At 72.4% G+C, this 25,920-nt stretch carries 23 protein-coding genes; 3 read left to right on the top strand and 20 right to left on the bottom strand.

The genetic code is table 11. From position 1 onward, the window contains the following. Positions 1-142 precede the first annotated feature (142 nt). The 7 genes from murD to mraZ form a co-directional block, all read right to left on the bottom strand. Positions 143-1,699: a Mur ligase family protein gene (gene murD, locus RQM47_RS03615; RefSeq protein WP_311661171.1), complete on the bottom strand. Its 1,557-nt coding sequence runs from the start codon at positions 1,697-1,699 to the stop codon at positions 143-145. Next, positions 1,696-2,853: a phospho-N-acetylmuramoyl-pentapeptide-transferase gene (gene mraY, locus RQM47_RS03610; protein WP_311661169.1), complete on the bottom strand. Its 1,158-nt coding sequence runs from the start codon at positions 2,851-2,853 to the stop codon at positions 1,696-1,698. The genes murD and mraY overlap by 4 nt, the downstream gene beginning before the upstream one ends. Beyond that, entirely contained in the window at positions 2,853-4,418 is a 1,566-nt protein-coding gene (locus tag RQM47_RS03605; RefSeq protein WP_311661168.1) for a UDP-N-acetylmuramoyl-L-alanyl-D-glutamate--2,6-diaminopimelate ligase, read from the bottom strand. The genes mraY and RQM47_RS03605 overlap by 1 nt, the downstream gene beginning before the upstream one ends. After that, a complete protein-coding gene (locus RQM47_RS03600; RefSeq protein ID WP_311661167.1) occupies positions 4,415-6,457 on the bottom strand; it encodes a penicillin-binding transpeptidase domain-containing protein in 2,043 nt (680 codons plus the stop codon). The genes RQM47_RS03605 and RQM47_RS03600 overlap by 4 nt, the downstream gene beginning before the upstream one ends. 161 nt (positions 6,458-6,618) lie before the next feature. Then, positions 6,619-7,113 carry a hypothetical protein gene (locus RQM47_RS03595; protein WP_311661166.1) on the bottom strand — a complete coding sequence of 165 codons (495 nt, stop codon included), beginning with the start codon at positions 7,111-7,113 and terminating at the stop codon, positions 6,619-6,621. 279 nt (positions 7,114-7,392) lie between these two features. Further along, positions 7,393-8,481, bottom strand: a complete 1,089-nt coding sequence (gene rsmH, locus RQM47_RS03590) for a 16S rRNA (cytosine(1402)-N(4))-methyltransferase RsmH (RefSeq protein ID WP_314007384.1) — start codon at positions 8,479-8,481, stop codon at positions 7,393-7,395. Between the two features lie 45 nt (positions 8,482-8,526). Continuing rightward, positions 8,527-8,979, bottom strand: coding sequence for a division/cell wall cluster transcriptional repressor MraZ (gene mraZ / locus RQM47_RS03585; protein WP_311661164.1), 453 nt, complete (start codon positions 8,977-8,979; stop codon positions 8,527-8,529). A 437-nt stretch (positions 8,980-9,416) separates the two neighbouring features. Between mraZ and RQM47_RS03580 the strand changes: the two genes are divergently transcribed. Then, entirely contained in the window at positions 9,417-10,091 is a 675-nt protein-coding gene (locus RQM47_RS03580) for a LexA family protein (RefSeq protein ID WP_314007382.1), read from the top strand. Positions 10,092-10,238: 147 nt separating this feature from the next. Here the strand turns inward: RQM47_RS03580 and RQM47_RS03575 are convergent, their stop codons facing one another. The 6 genes from RQM47_RS03575 to RQM47_RS03550 all read right to left on the bottom strand — a co-directional run bounded on the left by RQM47_RS03575 (position 10,239) and on the right by RQM47_RS03550 (position 16,546). After that, positions 10,239-11,438: a DUF819 domain-containing protein gene (locus RQM47_RS03575; protein ID WP_311661160.1), complete on the bottom strand. Its 1,200-nt coding sequence runs from the start codon at positions 11,436-11,438 to the stop codon at positions 10,239-10,241. A 48-nt stretch (positions 11,439-11,486) separates the two neighbouring features. Beyond that, the gene (locus RQM47_RS03570) at positions 11,487-12,107 is read right to left on the bottom strand and encodes a Uma2 family endonuclease (RefSeq protein ID WP_311661159.1); all 621 of its coding nucleotides are present in this window, start codon (positions 12,105-12,107) and stop codon (positions 11,487-11,489) included. A gap of 49 nt (positions 12,108-12,156) precedes the next feature. Next, entirely contained in the window at positions 12,157-12,870 is a 714-nt protein-coding gene (locus RQM47_RS03565) for an ABC transporter ATP-binding protein (protein ID WP_311661157.1), read from the bottom strand. Further along, positions 12,857-14,083, bottom strand: coding sequence for a hypothetical protein (locus RQM47_RS03560; RefSeq protein ID WP_311661156.1), 1,227 nt, complete (start codon positions 14,081-14,083; stop codon positions 12,857-12,859). Before RQM47_RS03560 ends, RQM47_RS03565 begins: the two co-directional genes overlap by 14 nt. Further along, positions 14,080-14,607 carry an NUDIX domain-containing protein gene (locus tag RQM47_RS03555; protein WP_311661154.1) on the bottom strand — a complete coding sequence of 176 codons (528 nt, stop codon included), beginning with the start codon at positions 14,605-14,607 and terminating at the stop codon, positions 14,080-14,082. The genes RQM47_RS03560 and RQM47_RS03555 overlap by 4 nt, the downstream gene beginning before the upstream one ends. 175 nt (positions 14,608-14,782) lie before the next feature. Further along, the gene (locus tag RQM47_RS03550) at positions 14,783-16,546 is read right to left on the bottom strand and encodes a CTP synthase (protein WP_314007380.1); all 1,764 of its coding nucleotides are present in this window, start codon (positions 16,544-16,546) and stop codon (positions 14,783-14,785) included. A 408-nt stretch (positions 16,547-16,954) separates the two neighbouring features. On the opposite strand from RQM47_RS03550, the gene RQM47_RS03545 reads away from it, so the two are divergent. Together RQM47_RS03545 and RQM47_RS03540 are read left to right on the top strand one after the other, a co-directional pair. After that, complete coding sequence (locus RQM47_RS03545) at positions 16,955-17,167, top strand: DUF433 domain-containing protein (RefSeq protein ID WP_311661151.1); 213 nt, start codon at positions 16,955-16,957, stop codon at positions 17,165-17,167. Next, on the top strand, positions 17,167-17,490 hold the full coding sequence (locus tag RQM47_RS03540) for a DUF5615 family PIN-like protein (RefSeq protein WP_311661149.1): 324 nt from the start codon (positions 17,167-17,169) through the stop codon (positions 17,488-17,490). Before RQM47_RS03545 ends, RQM47_RS03540 begins: the two co-directional genes overlap by 1 nt. Before the next feature lie 81 nt (positions 17,491-17,571). Here the strand turns inward: RQM47_RS03540 and RQM47_RS03535 are convergent, their stop codons facing one another. From RQM47_RS03535 to RQM47_RS03505, 7 genes are all read right to left on the bottom strand, one after another. Beyond that, positions 17,572-19,257 (bottom strand): hypothetical protein, encoded by a 1,686-nt coding sequence (locus RQM47_RS03535; protein WP_314007378.1) that lies wholly within the window; start codon positions 19,255-19,257, stop codon positions 17,572-17,574. Between the two features lie 6 nt (positions 19,258-19,263). Further along, entirely contained in the window at positions 19,264-20,097 is an 834-nt protein-coding gene (locus RQM47_RS03530) for a class I SAM-dependent methyltransferase (protein ID WP_314007376.1), read from the bottom strand. 109 nt (positions 20,098-20,206) lie between these two features. Continuing rightward, complete coding sequence (locus RQM47_RS03525; protein ID WP_314007374.1) at positions 20,207-21,352, bottom strand: glycosyltransferase; 1,146 nt, start codon at positions 21,350-21,352, stop codon at positions 20,207-20,209. A 74-nt stretch (positions 21,353-21,426) separates the two neighbouring features. Further along, positions 21,427-22,440: a glycosyltransferase family 2 protein gene (locus RQM47_RS03520; protein ID WP_311661142.1), complete on the bottom strand. Its 1,014-nt coding sequence runs from the start codon at positions 22,438-22,440 to the stop codon at positions 21,427-21,429. 40 nt (positions 22,441-22,480) lie between these two features. After that, positions 22,481-23,035 carry a Uma2 family endonuclease gene (locus tag RQM47_RS03515; RefSeq protein WP_311661140.1) on the bottom strand — a complete coding sequence of 185 codons (555 nt, stop codon included), beginning with the start codon at positions 23,033-23,035 and terminating at the stop codon, positions 22,481-22,483. 11 nt (positions 23,036-23,046) lie between these two features. Further along, positions 23,047-25,086, bottom strand: coding sequence for a DNA topoisomerase (ATP-hydrolyzing) subunit B (gene gyrB, locus RQM47_RS03510; RefSeq protein WP_311661138.1), 2,040 nt, complete (start codon positions 25,084-25,086; stop codon positions 23,047-23,049). 274 nt (positions 25,087-25,360) lie between these two features. After that, a complete protein-coding gene (locus RQM47_RS03505) occupies positions 25,361-25,822 on the bottom strand; it encodes a hypothetical protein (RefSeq protein WP_311661137.1) in 462 nt (153 codons plus the stop codon). Positions 25,823-25,920 lie beyond the last annotated feature (98 nt).

Genomic DNA, 25,920 nt, shown 5'->3' with positions numbered 1-25,920 from the left:
AGAGCGGGCGGGATGGTGCGAGGCGAGCGCCCAGCGACCGCCCCGCCCTCGTGGAGGGCGCGGCGATGCGGGGGCGGGGTGGTTGCAGTCATCGGGACGGGGTCGGGCGGGGCGGGGCGGCGGGGCTGATTACTCGTCACGCTCACAGGGCGCGGACGAGCCGCTTGAAGGTGTCGCCCCGGTCTTCGTAGTCCTCGAACATGTCGAACGAGGCGCAGGCCGGGCTGAGGAGGACGGTGTCGCCGGGCGCGGCGAGGCGCCGGGCGGCCCCGATGGCCTCCTCCATCGACGCCGCGCGCGCGACGAGCGCCGTGTGCGGGCCGAGCTCGCGCTCGACGGCCTCGGCGCCCTCGCCGATCGCCACGATGCCCTTGACCTTTTCGGCGACGAGGCGCTCCAGCGGCTCGTAGTCGTTGCCCTTGTCGCGGCCGCCGGCGACGAGCACGACCGACGGCGAGCCGTCGTCGTGGGCCGGGACCGACTCGAGCGCGTACCACACGGCGTTCACGTTCGTCGCCTTCGAGTCGTTCACGAACCGGACGCCGTCGACCGTGCGGACGGTCTCCAGCCGGTGCGGGACGCCCTCGAACGACGTCAGGCTCTCGCGGACCACGTCGCTGCGGATCTCCATCGCCCGCGCGACGACGGCCGACGCGAGCGAGTTGTACAGGTTGTGGCGCCCGCGGAGCGCGAGGTCGGAGGTCGGCATGAGGGGGTCGTCGTGGATCACGGTGGGGGGGGAATCGGGTCCAGAACCGGGGGGCGGCAGCGCCAGCACCACCTCGCCGCCGCGCGCGAACGCGCCGCGCTCCACCCCGCCCGCAAGGGCAGCGTTGGGCGGGGTGGCCGCCCCGCCCTCGCCGGTGGGCGGGGTGGCGGGCTCGGGCGGGGCGGCGTCGTCGATGGCGACCGCGTAGGGCGTCAGGCCGCGCGCGGCGGCGACGGACAGGGCGCGCTCGCGGACGAGCGCGTCGTCGGCGTTGTAGACCAGCCAGTCGGCGGCCGTCAGGTTGTCGAACAGGCGGAACTTGGCCGCGGCGTAGGAGGCCAGGTCGCCGCCGTAGCGGTCGAGGTGGTCCGGCGTCACGTTGAGGAGCACGGCCACGTGCGGCCGGAACGTGGCGACGTGGTCGAGCTGGAAGCTGGAGACCTCGAGGACGACCGCCGTCTCGGCGTCCACGTCGTCGACGTAGTCCGCGAAGGCGAGCCCGATGTTGCCGGCGACCACGTGCTTCCGCCCCGCCGTCCTGAGCACGTGCGCGATGAGCGTCGTCGTGGTCGTCTTGCCGTTCGAGCCCGTGACCGCGATGATCGGCCCGTCGCAGAACCACGACGCCACCTCGATCTCGGAAAAAACCGGCCGCTTCTGCCGGAGCGCCGACTGCACCAGCTTCGAGGTCGTCGGCACGCCCGGGCTCACGACCAGCCAGTCGGCGTCGAGCGCGCGCGCCGAGTGGCCGCCGAACTCGCTCTCCACCCCGCCCCGCTTCAAGGTCTCCGCCACCCCGCCCGCGTCGGGGCCGGCGTCGGTGAGGAACACGGTCGCGCCGCGGCGCGCGAGGAGCCGGGCCGCGGCCTGCCCGCTCCGGGCGCCGCCCACGACGGTCACGCGGGCGCCCGGAACGGACGCGCGCAGGGCCTCGGCCGAGACGGGCGTCTCGGGCACGACGGGCGGGGCGAAGAGGCCGGCGCGCGTCATCGGATGCGGAACAGGAAGAGGGTCAGGATGGACAGCAGCGCCGTCACGATCCAGAACCGGATCACAATCTTCGACTCGTGGACGCCCATCGCCTCGTAGTGGTGGTGCAGGGGCGCCATGCGGAAAACGCGCCGGCCCTCGCCGTACTTCCGCTTCGTGTACTTGAAGTAGCCGGTCTGCACGATCACCGAGACCGTCTCGGCGAAGAACACGGCGCCCACGACCGGCAGGTACAGCTCCTTCTTGATCAGGATCGCCAGCGTCCCGATCGCGGCGCCCAGCGCGAGGCTCCCCGTGTCGCCCATGAAGACCTGGGCGGGGTAGCCGTTGTACCACAGGAACCCGAAGCACGCCGCCGCGAGCGCGGCCCCGAAGATGACGAGCTCGCTCGTGCCCGGGAGGAACACGTCGTTCACGAACTCGGCCAGGTTCGCATTCCCCGTCACGTACGTCATCGCGACGATCGCGAGCATGGAGAACGCCGCCGTCCCCGCCGTCAGCCCGTCCAGCCCGTCCGTCAGGTTGACGGCGTTCGAGACGCCGGTCAGGATGAACGTCACGACGACGATGTAGACCAGCCACCCGACCTCGACGCCGAGCAGCGGGCTCAGAAAGTCGTAGTCGATGCCGCCGTCGGTCACGAGCGGGAGCGACGTGAACGTGGTCGTCCCGTCGACGCGGGGCAGGAAAAACAGGACGCACACGGCGACGACCACGCCCAACGAGAGCTGCCCGGCGATCTTCACGCGCGGCGCGATCCCCTCCTTCCGCTTGCGGACCACCTTGATGTAGTCGTCGGCGAACCCGAAGGCGCCCATCCAGAACGTGGCCACGAGCGCGACCCAGACGAACGGGTTGCGCAAGTCGGCCCAGAGCAGGACGCCCGACGCGAGCGCGAGCAGCAGGACCACCCCGCCCATGGTCGGCGTGCCGGCCTTGTGCGCGTGGCTGACGGCGCCGGCGTCCTCGCCCTCGCGGACGGTCTCGCCCAGCTGGCGGCGGCGGAGCGCGATGATGATCCGCTTGCCGGCGAAGAGCGCGACCAGGAGCGCCGTCCCAGCCGCGAGGCCAGCGCGGACGGTCGAGAACTGGAAGACCTGGAACCCGGGCGGGGCGTAGGTCTGCTCGATCCACTCGGCGAGGAGGTACAGCACTAGCGGGCGGGGCGGCTCGTGAGGGCGTCGCGGAGGACGGCGCGGTCGTCGAAGTCGCGGCGCTCGTCGCCGACGATCTGGTAGGTCTCGTGCCCCTTGCCGGCGACCACGACCACGTCGCCCGGAGCCGCCCCGCCCGCGGCGAACCGGATGGCGTCGGCGCGGTCGGCCACGCGCTCGGCGCGGGCGGGGCGGTCGAGCCCGGCGGCGACGTCGTTGAGGATGGCCTCGGGGTCTTCGGTCCGCGGGTTGTCGCTGGTGAGGACCACGCGGTCGGCGACCGTTTCGGCCACGCGCGCCATGAGCGGGCGCTTGCCGGCGTCGCGGTCGCCGCCGGCGCCGAACACGGCCCACAGCGCGTTCCCCTCGGGGACGATCTCGCGGGCCGTCCGCAGCACGTTGTCGAGCGCGTCCGGCGTGTGCGCGTAGTCGACGACGCCGACGACGCCGCCCGCGCGGACGGTCTCGAAGCGGCCCGGCACGCCGGGCGCCGCGGCGAGCGCGTCGAGCACCGCCCCGCCCTCGTAGCCCAGCGCGACGCCGCAGGCGTACGCGGCGGCGAGGTTGAGCGCGTTGAACCGGCCGGCCATCTGGAACGGCCGCTCCTCCCCGCCCAGGCGGAGCCGCAGGCCGTCGAGGCTGTTGTCCAGGACCTCGACGCGGACATCGACGCCCTCGCTCGTCCCGAACGTGACGACGCGCGCCGCCGAGTCGGCGACCATCGCCTTCCAGTTATCGTCGTCGCCGTTGACGACGGCCGTGGCGTCCGGGCCGAGCCCGTCGAACAGGCGCTTTTTGGCGTCGCGGTACTCCTCGAACGTCCGGTGGTAGTCGAGGTGGTCCTGGCTCAGGTTGGTAAAGACGGCCACGTCGAACGCCACCCCGCCCACGCGGTCCAGCGCGAGCCCGTGGCTCGACACCTCCATCGCCGCCGCCGTGCAGCCGCCGTCGACGCACGCGCGCAGAAAGCGCTGGAGCGCCGGCGCCTCGGGTGTCGTGAAGGCCGTGGCGTAGCGCGTGCTCCCGATCCGGTTCTCGACCGTCCCCACGAGCCCAGCCGTCACACCGAGGGCGGTCAGCAGGTGATGAATCAGGAAGACCGTCGTGGTCTTGCCGTTCGTGCCGGTCACGCCGAGGGTGGTGAGCGCATCGCCGGGGCGTCCGTAGAACGCCGCCGCGACCTCCCCGAGCGCAGCCCTCGTGTCCGTTGCCGGAACGAAGGCCGCGCTGGAGAGGCGCTTACCCTTCCCCAAGGGCGCCGGTGCCGACGACGGGGCGGGGCGGTCGGCCAGCCACTCGTCCGAGACGAGGGCGGCGACGGCGCCGCGCGCGAGCGCGTCGTCGACGAAGTCGTGGCCGTCGCGGCCGTGGTGCGTGTCCGGGGTGACGGCGCCGAACAGGGCGCCCGGCGTCACGGCCCGGCTGTCGATCTGGACGTCCGTCACGAGCACGTCGGCGTCGCCGACGACGCGGCCCACCGCCCCGCCCGCCTGGAGCGGCGCGACGAGGTCGGCCAGCGCGCGGGGCGCGGCCTGGACGGCGGGCGGGGTGGCCTGGAGGCTCATCGGCTCGCCCCCGTGACGGTGACCTGGCGCGGGACCGCCCCGCCCGCCCGCGCCGACTGCTGGCGCACGACGCCGCGCCCGACGACGCGGGGCTCGACGCCCAGCGCGCGCAGCCACGCGACCGCCTCGCGGACGCTCCGGCCTCTCAGGTCGGGCATGACCGCCCCGCCCGCGCTCGTCTCCGTGGGCGGGGCGGCGTCCAGGCGGACCGTCTGGCTCAGCCGCACCGTGTCGCCCGGAGCGGGGCGGGTCACGGCCGGCGCCCACGTCTGGTCGCGGTCCGCCTTCACCGTCAGGCCCTCGGCCTGGAGGCGGTGGGCGGCGAGTGTGGTCGGCAGGCCGGTCACGCGCGGCAGGCGGATGGCCTCGCGCGGGGGCACCTCGCCGGCCGGCGCCACGCGCTCGGCCACGCGCGGGAACGTGCCCACCCAGCGCCGCGCCGTCGCGCCGAAGATGGGCGCCGCCACCTGGCCGCCGTAGAACCCGTTCGTCGCCCCGTCGAGCACGACCACGAGCACGACCTCGGGGTCCTCGACCGGGAACAGGCCGGCGAACGACGACCGGTAGCTCTTGGCGTAGCCGCCGCCGGTCGCCCGCTGCGCCGTGCCCGTCTTGCCGGCTACGCGCAACCCCTCGACGGCCGCGAGCGGGGCGGTCCCGCCTTTGCCCACGACGGCCTCGAAGTGCGGGAGCAGCGCCGCGGCGGTCTCGCGGCTGAACGCGCGGCGGACCGAGTCGGGCGGGGCGGACCACACCGTCTCGCCGGTCGCGGCGTTCCGGCGCTCGGCGACGACGTGCGGGCGAACCAAAAGGCCGCCGTTCGCGAGCGCGGCGTAGGCGACGGCGATCTGGAGCGGCGTGACCTCGACCGAGTAGCCGGTCGACATCCAGGGCAGCGTGAGCGTGCCCCAGTCCTCGGGCTTGCGGAGCGAGCCGCCGATCTCGCCCGGCAGGTCGACCGTCGTGGGCTGGCCGAAGCCGAGGTCGCGGGCGGCGCGGTAGAGCGGGCCGCGGCCCATCTTCTCGGCCGCGAGCGCCATCGCGATGTTCGACGACTTCTGGATCGCGTCGCCGAACGCGATGCGGCCGTAGCCGTGGCTGTCCTTCATGGTCCGCCCGTGGAAGACGTGCCAGCCCTGGCCCGTGTCGAAGACGGTCTGGGTCGTCGCCGCCCCGCTCTCGAGCGCCGCGACGGCCGTCACGAGCTTGAACGTCGAGCCGGGCTCGAGCCGGTCGACGACGGCGTGGTTGCGGCGGGCCGCGTTCGAGAAGGCGCCGGGCCGGTTGGGGTCGAACGTGGGCACGTTCGCGAGCGCCAGGATGGCGCCCGTCTTGGGGTCGAGCGCGACGGCCGTCCCCCACTGCGCGCCGGCCGCCTCGACGCCGCGCGCCAGCTCCTCCTCCAGGATCGCCTGGCGGACGAGGTCGATCGTCAGGACCACGTTCTCGCCGTGCTCCGGCTCCACGCGCGTCCCGCCGACGACGGCCTTGACCACGCCGCGCCGGTCGCGCTGGACGGCCTGCCGGCCGGGCGTCCCCTGGAGGTCTTGGTCGAGCAGCATCTCGATGCCGGCCACGCCGTCCATGTCGCGCGTGACGTGGCCGAGCACGTGCGACGCGAGCGTGCCGTAGTTGTAGCGGCGGCGGTACGAGCCGCGCACGATGAGCCCGTCGATGCCGGCCGCGTCGAGCCGGTCCTTGGCCGCCTCGCCCAGGTCGCGCACGAGCACCACGTACTGGCGGCTCGCCCGGTCGCGCACGAGCCGGCGGAAGTGGTCGCCGCCCCGCCCAGTCGCCTCGCCCAGGATCGCGTACAGCTCGCTGGCGTGGTCGTCGAAGCCCGGCACCGTCGGGTCCGCCGCGACCTCGTACCGCGCCGTGTTGACGGCGAGCGCCCGCCCGCGCCGGTCGAGGATGGCCCCGCGCTGCGCCGCCAGCTCGATCATGCTCTCCGCCTGCTGCTCCCCGCGCGCGCGCAGCTCGGCCCCTTCGCCCACGTGGATGCGGACCATCTGGGCCACGACGAGCCCGGGCAGCACGAGCAGCGCGCCGAGGACGACGTAGAGTCGGGTGAGGATGGAGTCGCGAGCGGCGATGGGAGGGGTGGGTAAAGGGTGATGGGTGACGAGTGATGGGCAATGCGGGAGGGCGGGGTGATGAGCGGGGCGGGGGAGGCCTCTTGCTCATCACCCGTCACTCGTTACTCGTCACTCATCTTGATCGGCGGCCCGTAGGCGACGCCCTCTTCGAGCCCGAGCGCGGCGGCGCGGCGCATGACCACGCTCGGGCCGACCATCTGGTCGACCTCGCCCTGGAGGCGCTGGTGCGTCAGGCGCAGCCGCTCGTTCTCGCGGCGCGCGTCCTGGAGGTCGCCCAGCGTGGCGCGCGTGGCGTAGACGTGGCTCACAAACAGCGTCGCGACGAGGCAGCCGAGGAGCACGAGCAGCCCGAACCGGAGGCTGGGGACGGCGTCGAGCGGGCGCGCCCGCCCCGCCCGCTTGGCCGCGCGCTTCGTCGCCTGCTTGGCGCCGGCCGTGGCCCGCCCCGCCCGCTTCGCGAGCGGACTGGGCTGGACCGTCTTGAGGTCGCCCCAGGCCGGCAGGCCCGCGCCGCGCCGGCCCGTCTTGGCCGACGCCGAGCGCGCCCGGCGAGCCGGGGCCTTCTTCTTCGGGCGGGGTGCGGTCTGGGTAGCCATCGGTGGACGAACGGGCGGGGTGGGGCGGGGCGGCAGGAGCAGTCCCCCTCCTGGACAGGAGGGGCTAGGGGTGGTGGACCGGGCGGAGCGCCACCCCGCCCGTGCGGCTTGGGCGATGGACTGAGCGCCCGGAAGCGAGGCGAGGCGTCAGCGGTCCCGTCGACGTCTGCCCCCCACCCCGCCCCGCCCCCGGTGGGGGAGGGAGAGTGCCCTGCCCGCCTTCTGCGGAGGCGGGGTGGTTGGTCAGAAGCGTCATCGTAGGCACGAGGGCGGGGCGGTCTAGAGGTCGGAGGGCTGCATGGGCGGGCTGCCGATGTCGGCCGCTTTCTCAGCGACGCGGAGGCGCGCGCTCCGCGAGCGCGGGTTCTGCTCGACCTCCGCCTCGCCGGCCGTAACCGGCTTGCGCGTGACGGCCTTCCACGGCGTGAGCGGGTTGCCGTAGAGGTCCTTCGGGACGTCGCGCGAGAAGGTGCCGGTGCGGAGGAACTGCTTGGCCCGGCGGTCCTCCAGGCTGTGGTAGGCGATGACGGCGAGGCGGCCGCCCCGCCCGAGCACGCCGAGCGCGGCCGGCAGCGCGGCCTCGAGCTGGTCGAGCTCGCCGTTGACCGCGATGCGGAGGGCCTGGAAGACGCGGGCCAGCGTCTTCGTCTCGTCGCGCGTCGGCGACGCCGAACGGACGGCGTCGGCGAGGGCGGTCGTCGTCTCGGGCCGCGCCTCCTTGATGGCGCGGGCGATGCGGCGCGAGCGGCGCTCCTCGCCGTAGGCGTAGATCACGTCGGCCAGGTCGTCGGCGCCGAGGCGGGCGACGAGCTCGGCGGCCGTCTCGCCCCGCCCGCTCATCCGCATGTCGAGCGGGCCGTCGGCCGAGAACGCGAAGCCGCGCGCGTCGGCGTCGATCTGATGGCTCGACACGCCCAGGTCCAGCAGCACGCCCTGGGCGGGGCGGCCGTGGCGCGGGCCGAGGTCGTTCCGGCCGAGCAGGCCGTCGACGTCCGCGAACTCGCCCTGGAGCGCGAGGAACCGCCCCGCCCGCTCCGCCTCGGCGAGGCGCTCGCGGGCGGTGGCGATGGCTTCGGGGTCGCGGTCGATGCCCACAACGAGGGCGTCCGGGCCGAGGGCGTCGAGGAGGGCGGCCGAGTGGCCGCCGCCGCCGAGCGTGCCGTCGACGTAGAGGCCGGCGGTGTCGGTTACCAGGGCGTGGACGGTCTCGGCCGCGAGGACCGGCGCGTGGTAGGCCGTGGCATAGCGGAGCGGGTCCACCCCGCCCCCCCCCTGCGCGCCCCGATCGGACACGCCGGAGCCAGCGCCGGCCCCGGGGTGGGGGGCGTCGGCGCGGTCGGCGCGGCGTGGTCGGTCGGGGCGGGGCATGGAGGGGGGGGCGGTCATGGACAACTGGGCAGGATCTCCGGGGGGTTAGATCCCGCCCATCACTCGCTCCGCGAGCGATTCGTAGTCGGGTTGGTCGTTGATGTGGGACTCGAAGACGGTAGGGTCCCACACTTCGAGGCGGTCGAAGGCGCCGATGACGAGCGCCTTCTCGCCAGGCTGGAGGCCGGCGAACTCGACGAGCGGCTTGGGCACGGCGATGCGGCCCTGCCCGTCCATCGTCACCTCGTCGGCCCAGCGGTTGAGCTGGCGGACGAACACGCGGTCCTCCTGGTTGAACATGTTGAGCCCGCGCATGCGGGGCTCGATCTCGCCCTCCCAGTAGTCGAGCGGGTAGAGCACGACGCACTGCTCCTCCCCCCGCGTGGCGACAAACGTCTCCTTGGCGTCCGGGCTCAGGGCACGACGCATCTTCGCCGGCACGGGCAGTCGGCCCTTGCTGTCGAGGGAGTTCTCCGCTTGTCCTTTGAAGCCGGCCACGGCCGGGAGGGGGTGGTGATCAGGGGGGCCGCCAGGCTGCGGGGACGATTCCCCACTTTTCCCCACTGCCCTTCCAACATACCCCACCGGCCGAAAAACCCCCGGGAAGGCCACTTTTTGTGGATAAGTGCCCCCTTCCGCGGCCCGTTTGGTAGACGATCCGGGGCTCCGACCCCCCAAAGTGAAAATCCGTTCACCCCCTATTTCGAGTGGGTGAAAATGATTTCACCCTCTAGCTTTCGGGTGCCATCCCGCCCCACGCGCTCCAAACGAGGGCGGGGCGGTCTGCGGCGCCCCCATTCCCCACCCCGCCCCACCGCCCTCTCCGGCGGACTCGGCGGGCGGGGCGGCGCCTCCTCTCTCCCGCCCCGCTCGCGGCGATCTGCGGGCGGGGGGACATGACAACTCCGAGCCTCCACACCCCGCCCGACTGCCCGATGCGCCCGCGCCTGACTGAGCGACAGAACCAGGTATACGAGTTCCTCCGCGACTACATCCGCCGGAACGGGAAGCCGCCGACGATCAAGGAGGTCGGGCAGAGCCTCGGCATCCGGTCCACGAACGGGGTCCACAAGATGCTGGTCGCGCTGGAGACCAAGGGCTATGTGGAGCGGACGCCGCACGAGGCGCGCGGCCTCTCGGTCGTCGACGACGCCGACCTCTACGCGTCCGACGACGAGCCGCCGGCCGTCTTCCTGCTCCGCCAGAAGGAGGGGGCGGGGCGGCGGGCGCGGCTGCTCACGTCGGAGAACGCGGCCCACCCCCTCCCCCGCTCGCGGCGCTCGCTCGTCCTCGACCCGTCGCTGCTCCCCGACGACACCGACCTCGACGACTGCCTCGCGGTCACGGCCGGCGACGACGGCATGAACGGCGCCGGCGTCCGCAAGGGCGACACGGTTGTGGTCGAGGAGGCCGACTGGCGCGACCTCGCCGACGACGCGCTCGTGGCCGTCCTGTTCTACGACCGCCTCGTCGTCCGCCGGTTCGCGTTCGTCAACGAGCGCCTCCAGTTCCGCGCCGCCGACCGGACCTACGCCGACGAGTCGGCGCGGCCGGACGACCGGGAGTTTTTCGTCGTCGGCCGGGCGCTGGCGCTCGTGAGGAGGTTATAGGGTTTGGGGGTTCAGGGTTCAGAGGTTCAGGGTTCGTGTCTTCCACCTCGCCCTGCTGCGGCGGGCGGGGCGGTCTCCGAAGCGAGTGCGTGAGGGCAGGGCGGCCGGCCTTTCAACCCTGAACCCCGAACCAGCCAACCCCGAACCTCATCCCGCCAGCTGCCCCAGCATCCAGGCGCAGCCCAGCGCGGCGTAGATCCCCAGCACGTACCCGGCCACCGCCATCAGCAGGCCGACGGGCGCCATCGCCGGGAGGTAGACGCCGGCCACGATCGGCGCGCTCGCCGCCCCGCCCACGTTCGCCATGCTCCCCGTGGCGACGAAAAAGAGCGGGGCGCGGAGGAGCTTGGCCGCCAGGAACAGGAGCGCGATGTGGACCGACAGCCACACGACGCCCATCAGCAGGTAGGCCGGCGCCTGGAGCACGGCGGCGAGGTCGGCCGTGGCGCCGATCGAGGTGAGGAGGAGGTAGAGGCCGGCGAATCCGATCTGGCTGGCCCCGTCGCGCTCCAGCGTGCGGACCGGCGTGAACGACAGCGCGAGCCCGGCCGTGACGGCGATGAGCACGGCCCACGTCCCGCCCGAGATGATCGTCGGGTCGCCGAGGGCGGGGAGGAGCCCGCCGAGCACGCGCGACAGCACGGCCGCCCCGACGCCCAGCCCGACGATCATGGCGACGGTCGCCGTCGTGGACGGCTGCCGCGTCTGGTCGATCTCGCGGAGCGTCGCGTTGACGCGGTCGAGCGCCTTGGTGTCCGCCCCGACCCAGCGGTCGAACCGCTCCTGGTAGCCCGAGAGGAACAGGAGCACGGCCAGCCACCCGTACCCGACGACCGTGTCGACGACGATGATCGGGGCGAGCCCGGCGTCGCTCAGCCCGACCGACTCTTGGAGCGCGACCATGTTGGCGGTCCCCCCGATCCAGCTCCCGGCGAGGGCCGCCATGCCCTGCCACGCTTCCGCCCCGCCCAAAAACTGCCCGACGGCGAGGTAGGCCACGGGTCCGCCGATCACGATCCCGAGCGTGCCGACGACCATCATGAGGAGCGCGAGCCGCCCCAGGCTCAGGATCGCCCGCAGGTCGATCGTGATCATGAGCAGGAACAGCGCGAACGGGAGCAGGACGTAGCCGAACCAGTCGTAGGCCGCGTTCTGCGCCGGCGTCACGCCCGCCGTCGTCAGCAGCATGGGCACGAAGTAGGCCCAGATCACCGGCGGGATCACGCGGAACAGCTTGTCCAGCGCCGGCACCCGCGACAGCGCGAACACGGCGCCCAGGACAGCGGCGAGCAGCGCCGCGACCTGGGTCGGGTCGGTGACGAGGGCGGCGGTGACGTCGGGCTCCATGGGGCGGGGCGGGTGGGGCGGCGCGAAGATAGGAGGACCGCCCCGCCCTCACCGGCCGCTGCCTGCGCCGGGCCAGTCCCGGTCGCTCTCCGGGAACGGGATGTCGGCGCTCAGGCCCATCCCGTCGTACAGCGCCTCGACATCGAGGGAGACGCCGAGCGCGTCGAGCAGAAACTGCCGGTCGGCGTCGGGCTCGATCAGGACCCACCGCTCGCCGTCGCGCGCGAGCCCTTCGACGCTCTGCCGGTCGGTCGCCACGAACACGATCGCCTGGAGTGACGGGACGCGGCGGTACACTTCGGCCTTGCCGCCGCGGTCCCAGCGGGCCGTACTCGGACTCAGCACCTCGACAACCACGGTAGGATTCGTGGCCGCTGGCCCGTGCTCGCTCCGTTCGACCGGGCCGCAGACGACTGTGAGGTCAGGGTAGCAGTAGTGCCCGCCCGGCTCTAGCTCGACGGCGAGGTCCGAAGAGAACGTCTGGCAAGGACCGCCTGCTAGCGCGCGTTCGAGTTGAAACGCGGCTCGGATCGCCAGACGGGCGTGCTCCGGCGTCCCCCCGGCCATCGAGAACACCTCGCCGTGGTAGAACTCGTGCTTGTCGAGCTGCCCGGCCTCCCACTCGAAAAACTCGGAGGCCGACAGGGCGGGGCGGACAACGGTAGACATGGGCGGGGCGGGAGGGCTTGGGGCAAGGTAGGCCTCCTCCCCGCCCCGCTCACACCGGCGGCTCGGGTGGGGCGGAGCGCCCCAGGTTCAACACGCCGTCGCACACCCGCTCCAGCAAGTCCGCGCGGTGGCTCGACAGCACCACCACCCCGCCCCCGTCGCGGAATGCTTCGAGCAGGCCGAGCGCCGCCTCGGTCGCCGCCGTGTCTAGGCCGCGGAAGGGCTCGTCCAGAAGCAGGACCGACGGGGCGCCGACGAATGCCGCGGCGAGCTGCGCCTTCCGCGTCATCCCTGCCGAGTAGGTGCCCGTCCGCTGCGCGCGGCGCTCGTCCAGGAGCACCGCGTCCAAGAGCGCCTCGTGGCGGGGCGGGGCGGCATCGTTCCACGTCCCGCGCTCGCGGGCGATCCACTCCAGCGTCTCGACGGCCGAAAGGAAGCCCGGCAGGTCGGGCTGGTCGTGGACCACGCCGACCGACGCGAGGTAGCGGTGCGGCGCCGCGTGCGCGTCCACCCCGCCCACCCCGCCCAGCAGCACGCGGCCGGCCGTGGGCACGCTGAGTGCCGAGAGAATGCGGAGCAGCGTCGACTTGCCAGATCCATTCGGGCCGACCAAGCCCGTTGCCGTGCCCGGCGCGAACGTGTGCGACAGGTCGCGGAGGACGAACGGGCCGCCCACGTACTTTTTGGTCACGCCGTCGACCACGAGCGGCCGACGGCGCTCAGGCGCGACGGTTAGGAGCGGGGCGAGGCTAAGCGAGAGCACGGCGGAAAGCAAAACGTTCAACGATCGTCACCGCGAGGGAGCTGACGGCGGCGGTAGCGAGGTAAACGAGTGACCACATGAGGATTGAGCGGGCCTCGACATCTGTCAGCCACGCGAGTAGCGCCAGCACAGCGATCAGCAGTGGCAGCCAGCGGACGTTCATCAGGAACCGGGCCGCCGCCCACCCCGCCCCGCCGTGGAGCCGGTACGCCAGAGCCGAGGGAATGAGGGCGGGGCGGGCCGTGAACGCGACCGCTCCGTTGACGGCCGCGATCCACAGCAGGACAGCTCCGGCGAAAACGCCTTCGGGCACGCCCGCGAACGCGACGATGGCGACGAGCGCGAGGCCACCGAGCGCGAGCCGACCCAGCGGCAGCCGCCGGTCGAGGCTCAGGAGTCCAGCCCAGACGGCGGGGCGGAGGGCCGGCGGCGCCCAGTACACGGCGTCGTAGGCGAGCGCCTCCCGCCCGTCCTCCTCGGTCCCCGTCGATTGGAAGGCGTCGGCCCAGACGCCGTTCGTGGTCCAAAACGAGCGGTCGTACGTTTCGGCGCGGCGCAAGAGGACGACCCCCGCGAGCCCCAACGCCGCGACTGGCCCCCCGATGCCCCACCCCGCCCCGAGCGCCTGCCCGAGAATGGCGAGCACGGAGCCGACAAGAAACACCTCCGCCGTGGTGAGGAGGGACGGCGCGGTGAACGCGTCGGCCTCTGGCGACCGTGCGCCCGTCGTGGCCCACGTGAGGACGCGGCGCCGTCCGCTCGCCCCGTTCTGCTCCCACGCCTGGACGCGCAGGCCGAGCGAGGCGTACCGCCCAAGCGCGTACAGCCCGACTGTCCACACGGCGAGCGCTCCCTCGACGCCCAAGAACCACTGCCCCGCTCCCCACGAAACCGCGAGGGCGGGGAGGGACAGCACAGCGAGGATCGGCGCCACGCGCTCGATCTGGTGCCGGAGGAGCCGCCCCGCCCACGGATTCGACAGCTGGAGCCGCCCCGCCGCCGGATCGGGGTACAGGAGGTGTGGTGTGCCGATCGCAAGGGCGCCCGAGATCAAGATGCCCAGATAGCGGACGAGCGTACCGCGTCCGGTAGCATCCAAACCGTCAGCGGTTGTTGACGCGAGCGCGCCGAGGGCGAGAGCCGCGGCTACGCCCGCCCCGCCCCGCATCCAGCGGGCGGGGCGGCTCTGCGACCCGGGCAGGACGCTGCTCATCGGAACGTGCCGAGGTAGACGGTGCCTTCGGGAAAACCGGCGCGGGCGTCGCGGGCGAGGCGGTCTGCGAACGGCTCGGGGTAGAGCGTGATCGACTCCAGCTCGTCGAAGGGGACGAGGCGGAGGCGGCGCAGAATTTGGTCGTCGCCTAGCTCGGGGTCCGTCCCCAGGCGCGCGGCGGCGAGGGCGGGGCGGCTGGCGCGGCACTCGACGTAGAACGAGACAGCGTGGAGCGGCGGGCGCACAAAGTCGAGCGCGTAGCGCACGGCTCCGACCTCGACGTCAACACCTGTTTCCTCCTTCACCTCGCGGGCGAGGGCTTCGGCTAGCCCCTCACCGAACTCCACCCCGCCCCCGGGCGGCGTCCAGAACGGCTCGTCCGACCACAGGCCCGAATGCTCGGCGAGGAGAAGGGCCGTCGGTGCGTCGGGGTCGTCGAACACGAGCGCGCCGACGCGGACCCGGACGTGCCCCGCGAGCCGGTCCGGGACGTGGCCGCCGGAGGACGTGCCCGTGCTGCTCACCGTCCCGTCCCGCCGGAGCCGCCCCGCCCCGCCCGCCGAGCGTGTTCACCTCCACCAGGCGTGGCTGTTGTGTCGGGCGGGGTGGCGTCCGTGCGAGCACGTCCCAACGCAGGCCGCCCCGCCCCGCTCAGCGGCTCTTCCCCAGTTCCCGGTCCCCAGTCCCCAGTCCCCCTGTTCATCCGTCGGAGAGGACGCGCGCCGTCGCGCGGCGGACGCGCCGCGTGCGGCTCGGCGCTTGCGGCTCGCCGAGTTGGCCGGCGGCGCGCGCGTAATCGGCGGCCGCGCCGACGAAGGAGGCGAACAGCGGGTGCGGCGCGCGGACCGTCGTCCGGTATTCGGGGTGGAACTGGACGCCGACGAACCACGGGTGCGTCGGCCCCTCCGCCTGGCCGTCGCCCTGGGCGGGGCGGGGCAGCTCAATGATTTCGACGAGGTCGCGGTCGGGGTTCATGCCTGAGAAGACCAACCCGCCCTCGCGGAGCCGGTACCGCAGGTCGTTGTTGACCTCGTAGCGGTGGCGGTGCCGCTCGCGGACCGTCTCGGTGCCGCCGTAGGCTTCGGCCGCGAGCGAGCCCGGCGCGAGCGCGCAGGTGTAGGCGCCGAGCCGCATCGTACCGCCCTTGTCCGTCACCGTCTTCTGCTCGGCCATCATCGAGATGACCGGGAACGGGGCGTCGGGCTCGAACTCGGTCGAGTGCGCGCCCTCCAGCCCGCACACGTTGCGCGCGAACTCGATCGTCGCCACCTGCATCCCGAGGCAGATGCCCAGGAACGGGACGCCGCCCTCGCGCGCCCAGCGGACCGCTTCGATCTTGCCGTCGACGCCGCGGTCGCCGAAGCCGGGTGCGACGAGGACGCCGGAGACGCCGTCCAGCCGCTCGGCCACGTTCTCGTCCGTGAGGTCGTCCGAGAGCACGCTCCGCACCTCGACCTGGACGCCGCGGTGGGCGCCGGCGAGCAGGAAGCTCTCGGAAATCGACTTGTAGGCGTCCTGGTGCTCGACGTACTTGCCCACGAGGGCGACCGTCACCTTCTCGTCGGGGCTCTTGAGTCCGCGCAGGAACGCGACCCAGTTTTCGAGGTCCGGCCCCGGATCGACGTCGAGCGGGGCGGCCAGCTGGAGCCGCCGTAAGACGACCTCGTCGAGGCGCTGCTCGCGGAGCAGGAGCGGGACCTCGTAGATCGACTCGGCATCGAGCGACTCGATGACGGCCTCGGGCTCGACGTTGCAGAACAGGCCGATCTTGCGGCGGACGTCGTCCGGCAGCGGGTGCTCGGTCCGCGCAACGAGCACATCGGGCTGGAGCCCGTACGACTGGAGCGTCTTGACCGAGTGTTGGGTCGGCTTCGTCTTGAGCTCGCCGGCGGCGGCGAGGTACGGGACGAGCGTGAGGTGGACGAGCGCCGTGTTGGCCCGCCCCTCTTCGAGCACGAGCTGGCGGATGGCTTCGAGGTAGGGCAGGCTCTCGATGTCGCCGGCCGTCCCCCCGATCTCGGTGATGATGACGTCGTAGTCGCCGGTCTCGGCGAGCCGCCGCATCCACCCCTTGATCTCGTCGATCACGTGGGGCACGACCTGGACCGTCTTGCCCAGGTAGGCGCCGGCCCGCTCCTTCGCGATCACGCCCGAGTAGACGCGGCCGGTCGTCACGTTGTTGGCCTGCGACATGGGCACGCCGAGGTAGCGCTCGTAGTGGCCCAGGTCGAGGTCGGTCTCGGCCCCGTCGTCGGTCACGTACACCTCGCCGTGCTCGTACGGGTTCATCGTCCCCGCGTCGACGTTGATGTACGGGTCGAACTTCTGGATCGTCACCTGGAGCCCGCGCGCTTCGAGCAGGCGCCCGAGGCTGGCCGAGACGATCCCCTTGCCCAGCGACGACGTCACGCCGCCGGTCACGAAGAGGAACTTGACCGGGCGGTCGGCGGGGCCTGCGGGCATGGGCGGGGCGGTGGCTCGCCCGAAAAGGTACGGGCCGACCCAAAGGGCGAGGCGGGGCGGAACTGTGAGTTCTCCGCCCCGCCCGCGCTTTCACACGACCGCCCCGCCCGCGCTTCCGAAGCGTCGGGGGCGGGCGGGCTCGGAGCGGCGCCGTCTCCACCCCGCCCCGCCGGAAGGGGGCGGGGCGGCGGACTCCGTGGGCGGGGTGGTGCGCGTTCGTCCCTCTCGGGCGGAGCGGCCGACCCGCCTTGAGCCGTAAGGACTACGGCAGGTTGTCCACCCCTTCTGGCAAGCGCGGTGGCCACGTCTCGGGATGCCACGAGTCCTCGCCATGCTGCAACTGCGTCACACTCGGACCGGAAGGGCGAAAGGGACGTTCTACACGGAGCCGAACCAGCACGTAGAATTATGGAGCGCCATGAGGTCTACCACTCCGACCCTGAGATCATGGGAGGCACTCCTGTCTTCCAGGGCACTCGCGTCCCCGTCCAAACCCTTCTCGACTATCTCGAAGGAGGCGAGACCCTCGACGAGTTCCTCGACGGGTTTCCAGGTGTGAGCCGGGAGCAAGCCGTCGCGTTCCTGGAGATGGCGAAGGACGCCCTCCTCGACGCGGCCTGATGCACGTGCTGCTGGACGAGAACGTGGACCGGAAGCTAAAGCGCTCTTTCGACCCCCAGCACGAGGTCGTGACCGTGCGCGAGCACGGGTGGAGCGGAAAAAAGAACGGTGACCTGCTCCGCTCGGCCGAGGCCGAGTTCGACGTCATGGTGACGCTCGACAAGAGCATGCAGCACCAGCAGAACCTCCCTGCGTACGACCTCGCTGTCGTCCTCATCACCGCCCGGAGCAACAAACGGAGCGCGATCGAACCGGCGATGCCGAACGTGAACCGGGTGCTCCTTACGGTGGAGCCGGGTCGGCTCTACGTCATCGCGGCGTAGCGACCACGCCGGACCGCCCCGCCCGCGCGTTCGACAAGGCGGGGCGGGGTGGATCACCCACCGTCATCGGGGGCGGGGCGGCTACCCGACCTCCGCCCGAACCTCCTCCACCCCGCCCTCGACGCGCCGCACGCGGGCCTCGTGCATCTCGGCCCCCAGCTGCACGCGGACTGACCGGGCGCCCGCTAGGTCGTCCAGCGACGGGGCCGGGTCGTCGGCGTAGGCGTCGCCGTACCAGAGGACGCGGCCGTCGAGCTCGACGGCGCGGAAGTGGCCCCAACGGAGCGCCTTGCGCGCGGCGGCGTCCGCCTGCGGCAGCCGCGTGGCGGCGGGGCCGACGATGCGGAGCGCTCCCTGCCCCTCGTCCAGCGGCGTCATGCGGCTCGCGGCCGGCTCGACGACGATCTCGACAGCCGGCTCCTGCCCGCTCAGCGCCTCGGTCCCGTTCGCGGGGTAGCGGAGCGTGAGGCGCCCCTCAGGCGTGTCTATGCCGGCTTTGATGCTCGTGATCGTGGCCGCGCGGCGCTTGGCGACGACCTCAGGGAGGGCGCGCAGGAGGGCCGCGTAGATCTCGGGCGGCCAGCCGCTCGGCGCCGCCCCGCCCGGCGTGAACCGGGCCGCGACCGGGTAGCCCCCGTCCCAGACGGGCGGGCCGAGTGCGCGGAGGCGCTCGGCGTCGGCCTCGGCGAGCATCGCGGCCGGGTAGAGCGTGAGTCCCTCGGCCGGGCCAACTTCGTCGAGCGCCTCCAGCCCCTGACCTTCCAAGGGCGGGGCGGCGTAGACGAACCGGCACAGCGCGAGCCAGTCGCTGAACAGCGCGAGCCCCGGTTGCTCGCCGGCCTGCCCCATCACGTTGGCGTAGAGCCAGGGGCCGTCGTCGAGGCGGAGGGCGAGGTAGCGGTCGCCGCGCAGGCGCGACCACGGGGCGGACTCGTAGAACCCCCGGGCGGCGTCGAGGAGCGCGCTCAGGTCGTCGTCGCTCGTCTCCGTCAGGAGCGCCACATCGAGCCGGTTGCCGCCGGGTCCCATCATGAACAGGGCCTCGCTCGCGGCGTCGGCGTCCGGCGTCGGGCCGGTCTCCAGGCCGACGTGGGCCTTTTTGAGGAGCGCCTTCAGACCGCCCCGCCCCAGGTCCGCGTCGGCAAAGCGGATGCGGGCGGGGCGGCCCGCCGTCAGCCCGGCCTCGGGGTGTGCGTGCGTGGCCTCGAACACGACGCCCGCCAGCACGGGCGGGGCGAGCGCGCCCGGGTGGAGCGCCGTGCCGCGGACCTCCCCGCCCGCGTCGGTCACGACGACCAGGTAGATCGGGACGAACCGCCCGTCGACCTCGGCCACGTCGGTCTCGCGCGCCGACAGCTCCCACGTCTCGTCCAGCTTCGGGAGGCGCCGGACCTCGGTCGGCGTCGGCGTCGGGCGCTCGGACCGGCGGGCGACCTCCTCCAGCCGCTCGGAGAACACGGGCCACGGCACGGTCGCGCCGGGTCCGGTCAGGTGGACGGCCGCCGAGACGTCGTCGCCGTCGAGCCGGAAGCCCTGGGCGCCGTACGGCGGCGCGCCCGCTTCGTCGGACAGGCCGAACAGGTCTTCGAGGAGCGCGAAATGGCACTGCGCGCCCTCGCTCCACCCGAGTTCCCAGACGTCCGGCGGGAAGTCGATTCCCGTCACCTCGAGTTCGGCCTCAACGACCTGGATGCGGTCCCCCGTGAACGGGCAGCGGTCGACGGCCACGTCGATCCAGACGAGGCCAGGGGGCGGGGCGGTTTCCATGTCGCGCTAGCGTGTGGGGCGGGGCGGCTTCTGCGCCGTGACGAGCAGCCCGGTTCCGGTGTCGTTGTCGCGGCGCAGGTCGACGGCGTTGAGCGCCAGCCCGACCGGCCCGGCGCCGAGGTAGTAGGCGCCCACGAGCGGGGTGAGGAGCGGGCTCCGGTTCAGCATCGTGATCGGCCACTTGACGAGGAGCCGCCACGCGGCCGAGCCGACCGGGCCATACGTGTAGTCGGTGTCCGTCACGCGGAGGCCGGCCGTCTCCAGCTTCTCGACGAGGTCATCGACCGCGTACCCGTCGCGGACGTGCTCGCCGATAAAGCTCTCCTCCCCCGCCCCGCCCACCCCGCTCCCGCCCTGGTCGCTCGGCGTGTTGACGACGAGGTGCCCGCCCGGCACGAGCGCATCGCGGACGTTGCGAAACACGGCGCGGTCGTCCTCGATGTGCTCCATCACGTCAACGGACAGCGCGAGGTCGAACGCCTCCTCGTGCGGCAGCGGCTGCGTCAGGTCGGCCCGCTCGAACGTGACGCGGCCGGCGTACGGCGTCTGCGCCACGAACGCCTCGGCCCGCCTCAGGTAGTCGTCCTTGACGTCGACGGCCACGACCTCGACGTTCGGGAACGTGCGGACGAGCCAGTAGGCGTACTGCCCGAATCCGGTCCCGGCATCCAGCACGCGAACGGGCCGCCCCGCCCGAGCGCCCACGAGGCGCCGGAGCGTGCGGCGGACGTACCACGACCGCAGAAAGACGGCGTCGAGCGTACGGTAGAACGCCTTGGTGCGGGTCGGGGTGGTCCAAAAAAACCGGCCGAGGCGGTCTTTGACGGGGTCGTAGTCCACGGGGCGGGGCGGTCGGGTGTGGGGGCAGGGTACGGAGTACTCGGTACGGGGTACGAGGCTGAGGTGACCTCCTGCACCCCGTACCCTGTACCCTGTACCTCGCACCCGGTTACTCCAGGCGGGGCGGGGTGGTGCCGGCGAGATGTTCGACGGCCTCGGCGACGCGGCCCCACGACGCGGCGTCGCGGACGCGGCGGACACCCGCTTCGAACGTCCCGCCCAGGCCCTCCTCAACGAACCGAACGAGCGCCGCCGCCAACGCGGCCGGATCGTCTGGCGGGACCACGAGTCCGGCCTCGCCGTCGGGGACAGCCTCAGCCAATCCGCCCACGTCGGAGGTAATCACCGGGCGGCCGTAGTGGAACGCGATCTGCGCCACCCCGCTCTGCGTCGCCGTCACGTACGGCTGCACGACCGCGCTCGCGGCGCTGAAGTAGAGGCCGACGCGGCTGTCCGGGATGTACCCGGCGTCGAAGCGGACGGACGCGCCAAACGGGGCCGCCTGAGCGCGCAGAGCGTTTTCGTCCGCGTAGAACTCGCCCGCGACGACGAGGCGCGCGCCGGGCACGCGCTGCACCACCCCGCCCCACGCGTCGAGCAGAACGTGGAGTCCTTTGTACGGGCGAACGAATCCGAAGAACAAGAACACCGGCGCGCGGGCGGGGAGGCCGAGCTCCTGCCGCGCCTCAACGCGGGGCGGGGCGGCGCCGAACCCGTCGTAGACCGGGTGCGGCACGGTATGAACGGGCGCCGTCACGCCGAGCCGCTGCACGTCGGCGGCGACGCGGTCGCTGAGGGCCAGCAGCCCGTCCGCCCCGCCCAGGGCGAAGCGGCCCAGCAAGAGATCCCCCGGCCGCCGCTCGTGCGGGATCGCGTTGTGGACGAGGGCCAGAACCGTTACGCCTCGTCGCCGGAGCCGGCGCGTGACGACGCCCCACATCGGCGCCAACAGCGGCGTCCAGTACGGGATGACGGCGACCTCCCCGCCCTCGTCTGCGATGCGGTCGGCCGCGCGCGTCCAGGTGCCCACGTTGAGCGTGTCGAGTTCTGCCGGCGCGCGCGGCACGCCGGGCGGGGCGGGACCGGGCTCGAACTGCGTGGCGCCGGGGAACAGCCGGTCTGGGTACTGCCGCTGGAACGTGACCGTGCGGACGTCGTGGCCGCGCGCCGCGAGCGACCGGGCGAGGCCGGCGCCAAAGTGGGCGATGCCGCCGCGGTAGGGCCAGAACGGACCGAGAAGCGTGATGCGAGCCATGCCGCAAGATGCGGCCCCGCTCCTCACCCCGCCCGTGCATTCGCGCAGAGGGCGGGGCGGCTTGGTCTATGGCCTCACGCGACGGGGACCGCGCGGGGCGGGGCGGTCGCGTGCTCCACCCCGCCCCGCCCGGCGGTGGGCGGGGCGGTCTCCTCGCGCACGTCGTAGCGGTCCGCCCGCTCCATCTCGGGGCGCACGATCATCTCGCCCAGGAAGCCGGCTAGAAACGACTGCGCGCCGAGCAAGATGAGGAGCACGCCGAAGGTCAGCAGCGGGCGACCTCCGATGGGCTCGCCAAACGCCACTTTGAGGACGGTGAGGTAGGCCAGCATCAGGAAGCCGACGAGGAACGCCACCGTCCCTGCCCCGCCAAAAAACATCATCGGGCGCCGCGCGAACCGCGTGATAAAGACGACTGTGATGAGGTCGAGGAAGCCGCGGAGGTAACGCTCGATCCCAAACTTGGTCCGCCCGTGGACGCGCGGCCGGTGGTTCACCTTCTGCTCCTCGATCCGCGTGTAGCCCTCCCACTTGGCCAGGAGCGGGATGTAGCGGTGGAGCTCGCCGTACACGCGGACGCTCTGGACCACCTCGGCGCGGTACGCCTTGATGCCGCTGTTGAAGTCGTGAAGCGGGATGCCCGACACGACGCGCGTGACCCAGTTAAAGAACTTGCTCGGCAGGCGTTTTTCCCACGGGTCGTTCCGCTCTCGCTTCCACCCGCTCACGAGGTCCGCCCCGCCCTCCAGGCGCGCCACCATTTCGGGAAGCTCGGCGGGGTCGTCCTGGAGGTCGGCGTCGAGCGTCGCGATAAAGCGGCCCTGGCACCGCGCGAAGCCGGCGGCCAGCGCCGCGCTCTTGCCGTAGTTCCGCCGGAAGCGGACGCCGCCGAACCGGATGTCTTCGGCTTGTAGCCGCTCGATGACTGCCCAGGACTCATCGGTCGAGCCGTCGTCCACGAGCCACACCTCGAAGGTGAGCCCGCCAAGCGCCGCGCGGATCTCGTCGGCGAGGGCGGGGAGGCTCTCGGCCTCGTCGTACACGGGAACGACGACCGAAAGGTCAGGGCGGGGTGGGACCTCGGACATAGGGGTCAACCTAGCGACCGGCGGGCCACCCCGCCCCGCTCTAGAGCGTGACTGTGACCGGCGCGTCTGGGGCGAGCACAGACCGCTCGCGCTCGCCTTCATGGCCAAAGAAACGGAGGCGGCCGTCTGCCTCACAGACCCACACCTCCTGCGCGCCGCGCGCGAGGTAGAGCGTGACCTTCTCGCTCATCTCCGCCCACGAGTTCGACCGGGACATGACCTCAACGCAGACGTCCGGTGCCACTCGATACACCGTCGCCTCGGCGTGCTCAGCGGCGAACTCGTCGGACATCCAGACCACGTCTGGCACCTTAACGCCGTCCCTCGTTTCGACTGGGGCCTCTGTCGCTGGGACTCCTCCCAGTGCGTCTTCCAGCATCCGGGCAATCTTGTACTGGAGGCGGGCGTGCCGTGCGAACGGGGGACTCATAACGATGCGGCCGTAGCGGTCCTGCTCAACCTTGAACGGCAGATCCTGGAGCGCCGGATGGGCACACACGTCCTCCCACGTCATCGGACCATCCGGCCGCCCCGCCCCGCCCTCGCGGGGCGAGTCGAGCGGCGCGGGGCGGGGCGGGGTGGCAGTCGCGGACATGGGCGGGGCGGCTAGGTGTCGATCGTCGCGTACTTCGCGTTCCGCTCGATAAACTTGCGCCGGGGCTCGACGGCGTCGCCCATGAGCGTCGAGAACGTCTTGTCGGCCGCCGCGGCGTCCTCGACGGTCACGATCTGGAGCATCCGCGTGTCGGGGTCCATCGTCGTGCTCCAGAGCTGCTCGGGGTTCATCTCGCCGAGGCCCTTGTAGCGCTGCACACCGACGCCCTTCGGCCCGCCCAACTCGGAGATCGCCTCCTGGAGCTGCTGGTCGTTCCAGCAGTAGATCTCCTTCGAACCCTTTTTAGCGCGGTACAGCGGGGGCAGCGCGATGTAGATGTAGCCGGCTTCGAGGAGCGGGCGGAGGTAGCGGTAGATGAACGTGAGCAGCAGCGTGCGGATGTGCGCGCCGTCCACGTCGGCGTCCGTCATCAGGACGATTTTGTGGTAGCGGAGCCGCTCGTCGGAGAACTCGTCGGCGCCGGCGGCGATCTGCACGCCCAGAGCCGTCACCATGTTCTTGATTTCCTCGTTGTCGAGGATCTTATCGAGGCGCGCCTTCTCGACGTTCAGGATCTTGCCGCGGAGCGGGAGGATGGCTTGGAAGTGCCGGTCGCGCGCCTGCTTGGCGCTCCCGCCCGCCGAGTCGCCCTCGACGAGGTACAGCTCGGACTCGGTCGCGTCCTTGCTCGCGCAGTCGGCCAGCTTGCCCGGAAGGCCGCCGCCGCCGAACGCGCTCTTGCGCTGGACGAGCTCGCGGGCACGACGGGCCGCCGTTCGCGCCTGAGCGCTCAGGATCACCTTCTGGACGATCGTCTTGGCCTCGCGCGGGTGGTCTTCGAGCCACTCGCCCAGCTTCTGCGCCACGAGGCTCTCGACGGCGCCCTGGACGTCGCTGTTGCCCAGCTTGGTCTTGGTCTGGCCCTCGAACTGCGGCTCCTGCACCTTCACCGACAGGACGGCCGTCATGCCCTCGCGGAAGTCGTCGCCGGAGAGCGTGACCTTGGCCTTTTTGAGCAGGTCGTTCTTCTCGGCGTAGCCCTTGAGCACGCGCGTGAGCGCCCGGCGGAAGCCAGAGACGTGCGTGCCGCCCTCGTGCGTGTTGATGTTGTTGACGAACGAGAGCACGTTCTCCTGATACCCCGTGTTGTAGCGGAGCGCGAGCTCGACCGGCACGTCGCCGCTCTCGTCGTCGAGAGTGACGGCGCCGTCGAAGAGCGGCTCGCGCGTCTCGTCGAGGTAGGCCACGAACTCCTCCAGCCCGCCCTCGGAGTGGTAAACCTCCTGCCCCAGCTCCTCGTCCTCCTCGCGGAGGTCTTGGAGCGTGATCGTGACGCCCTTGTTGAGGTAGGCCAGCTCGCGCATCCGCCCCGCGAGCGTGTCGAAGCGGTAGACCGGGTCGAAGAAGATGGTGGTGTCGGGCTTAAAGTGGACGGTCGTCCCCGTCTCTTCGCCCGGCTCCATGTCGCGGACGCGCTGGAGCGGGTCGACCGTGTGGCCGCGCTCGAAGGCCATCTCGAACACGCCGCCGTCGCGGCGGACCGTCACCTCGAGCCGGCCCGAGAGCGCGTTCACGCACGACACGCCGACGCCGTGGAGACCGCCCGACACCTTGTAGGTGTCCTTGTCGAACTTGCCGCCCGCGTGGAGCACGGTCATGACCACCTCGACGGCCGGCTTCCCCTCACCGGCGTGCATCTCGACCGGGATGCCGCGCCCGTCGTCGGAGACGGTAATCGAGTTGTCCTCGTGGATCGTAACCGAGATGGTGTCGCAGTAGCCGGCGAGCGCCTCGTCGATCGAGTTGTCGACGACCTCGTAAACGAGGTGGTGCAGCCCGCGCACGCCGACGTCACCGATGTACATGGCCGGCCGCTTGCGCACGGCCTCCAGGCCTTCGAGAACCTGGATGTTCGACGCGCCGTAGTCGCCGCGCGCGGCGAGCGGGGCGGCCCCGTCGCCCCCGGCGTCGGGCGTGGGCAGCGCGTTGGGCGGGGTGGTCGGCGTCTCGTCGCCAGCGGGGAGGTTCTCGTACGGGGCGTTCTCAGACATCGGTCGGGGGGCGGGGGGACGGCCCTCAAGGGGCGGGGCGGGCGCGACAGCGCGCCTGGCCGGATCGGGACAATTTAAGGCTGGACGGCCTCAAAAGCCGGGGTTTTAGAGCCGATAGGCCGACTAAGTCAACGCAAACCGCTCGCGGTTATTGGCTAGGCCGCCCCGCCCAGAGCGGTCTGCGCCGCCTGTAGACGCCGCGGACGACGGCCCACCCCGCCCCGCCCGCGCAGAGGTCGGCAGGCGGCCAGTGGGGCGGGGCGGCGTTGGCGGCCTACGCGTCCAGAACGTCCGCGAGGGCGTCCAGCCAGTCGGCCACTCGACGCGCGAGGTCGCCGAGGGCGGGGCGGTCGGCGTCGATCTCCTCGGCCGCCGCCGTGGCAAGGCGGCGGGCCTCCTCGACCACGCCCTCGGGCACGGCGGGGTACAGGCTCAGGAGCTTCTGGTGCGCCCGGCGGACCGCCCCGCCCAGGTCGTCCACGAGCACGTGGTCCTCGAAGGCCTGGGCGAGCGCGGCGGCCTCGGAGTCGGGAGCGTCCGCGACCGCTCGGAGGCGGAGCTGCACGACAAGCGCGCGGAGGTCGGCGCGGAGCGCGTCGAGGTCGAGCCGCGCCACGTCCTCGGACTCCTGCGCCGACGGCTCCCGCCCCGCCCGGCGGTCGGCGACCGACCGCGACGCGCCGTACGCCGCGCGGATGGTGGCGACGAGCGTCATGGCGTGGAAGGCGGTGGGCATCGGGTACGGGGTACGGGGTACGGGGTACGGGGAGATGAGGGCCGCCCCGCCCCCAAAGTCAAGGGCGGGGCGGCGCGTTGGCTGGGACTTTTCCGCCC

This window comes from Rubrivirga sp. S365, assembly GCF_032248475.1.
Classification (GTDB): Bacteria; Bacteroidota; Rhodothermia; order Rhodothermales; family Rubricoccaceae; genus Rubrivirga; species Rubrivirga litoralis.
Note: the sequence above shows the minus strand (reverse complement) of the source record. Positions and strands in the feature narration are given on the sequence as shown.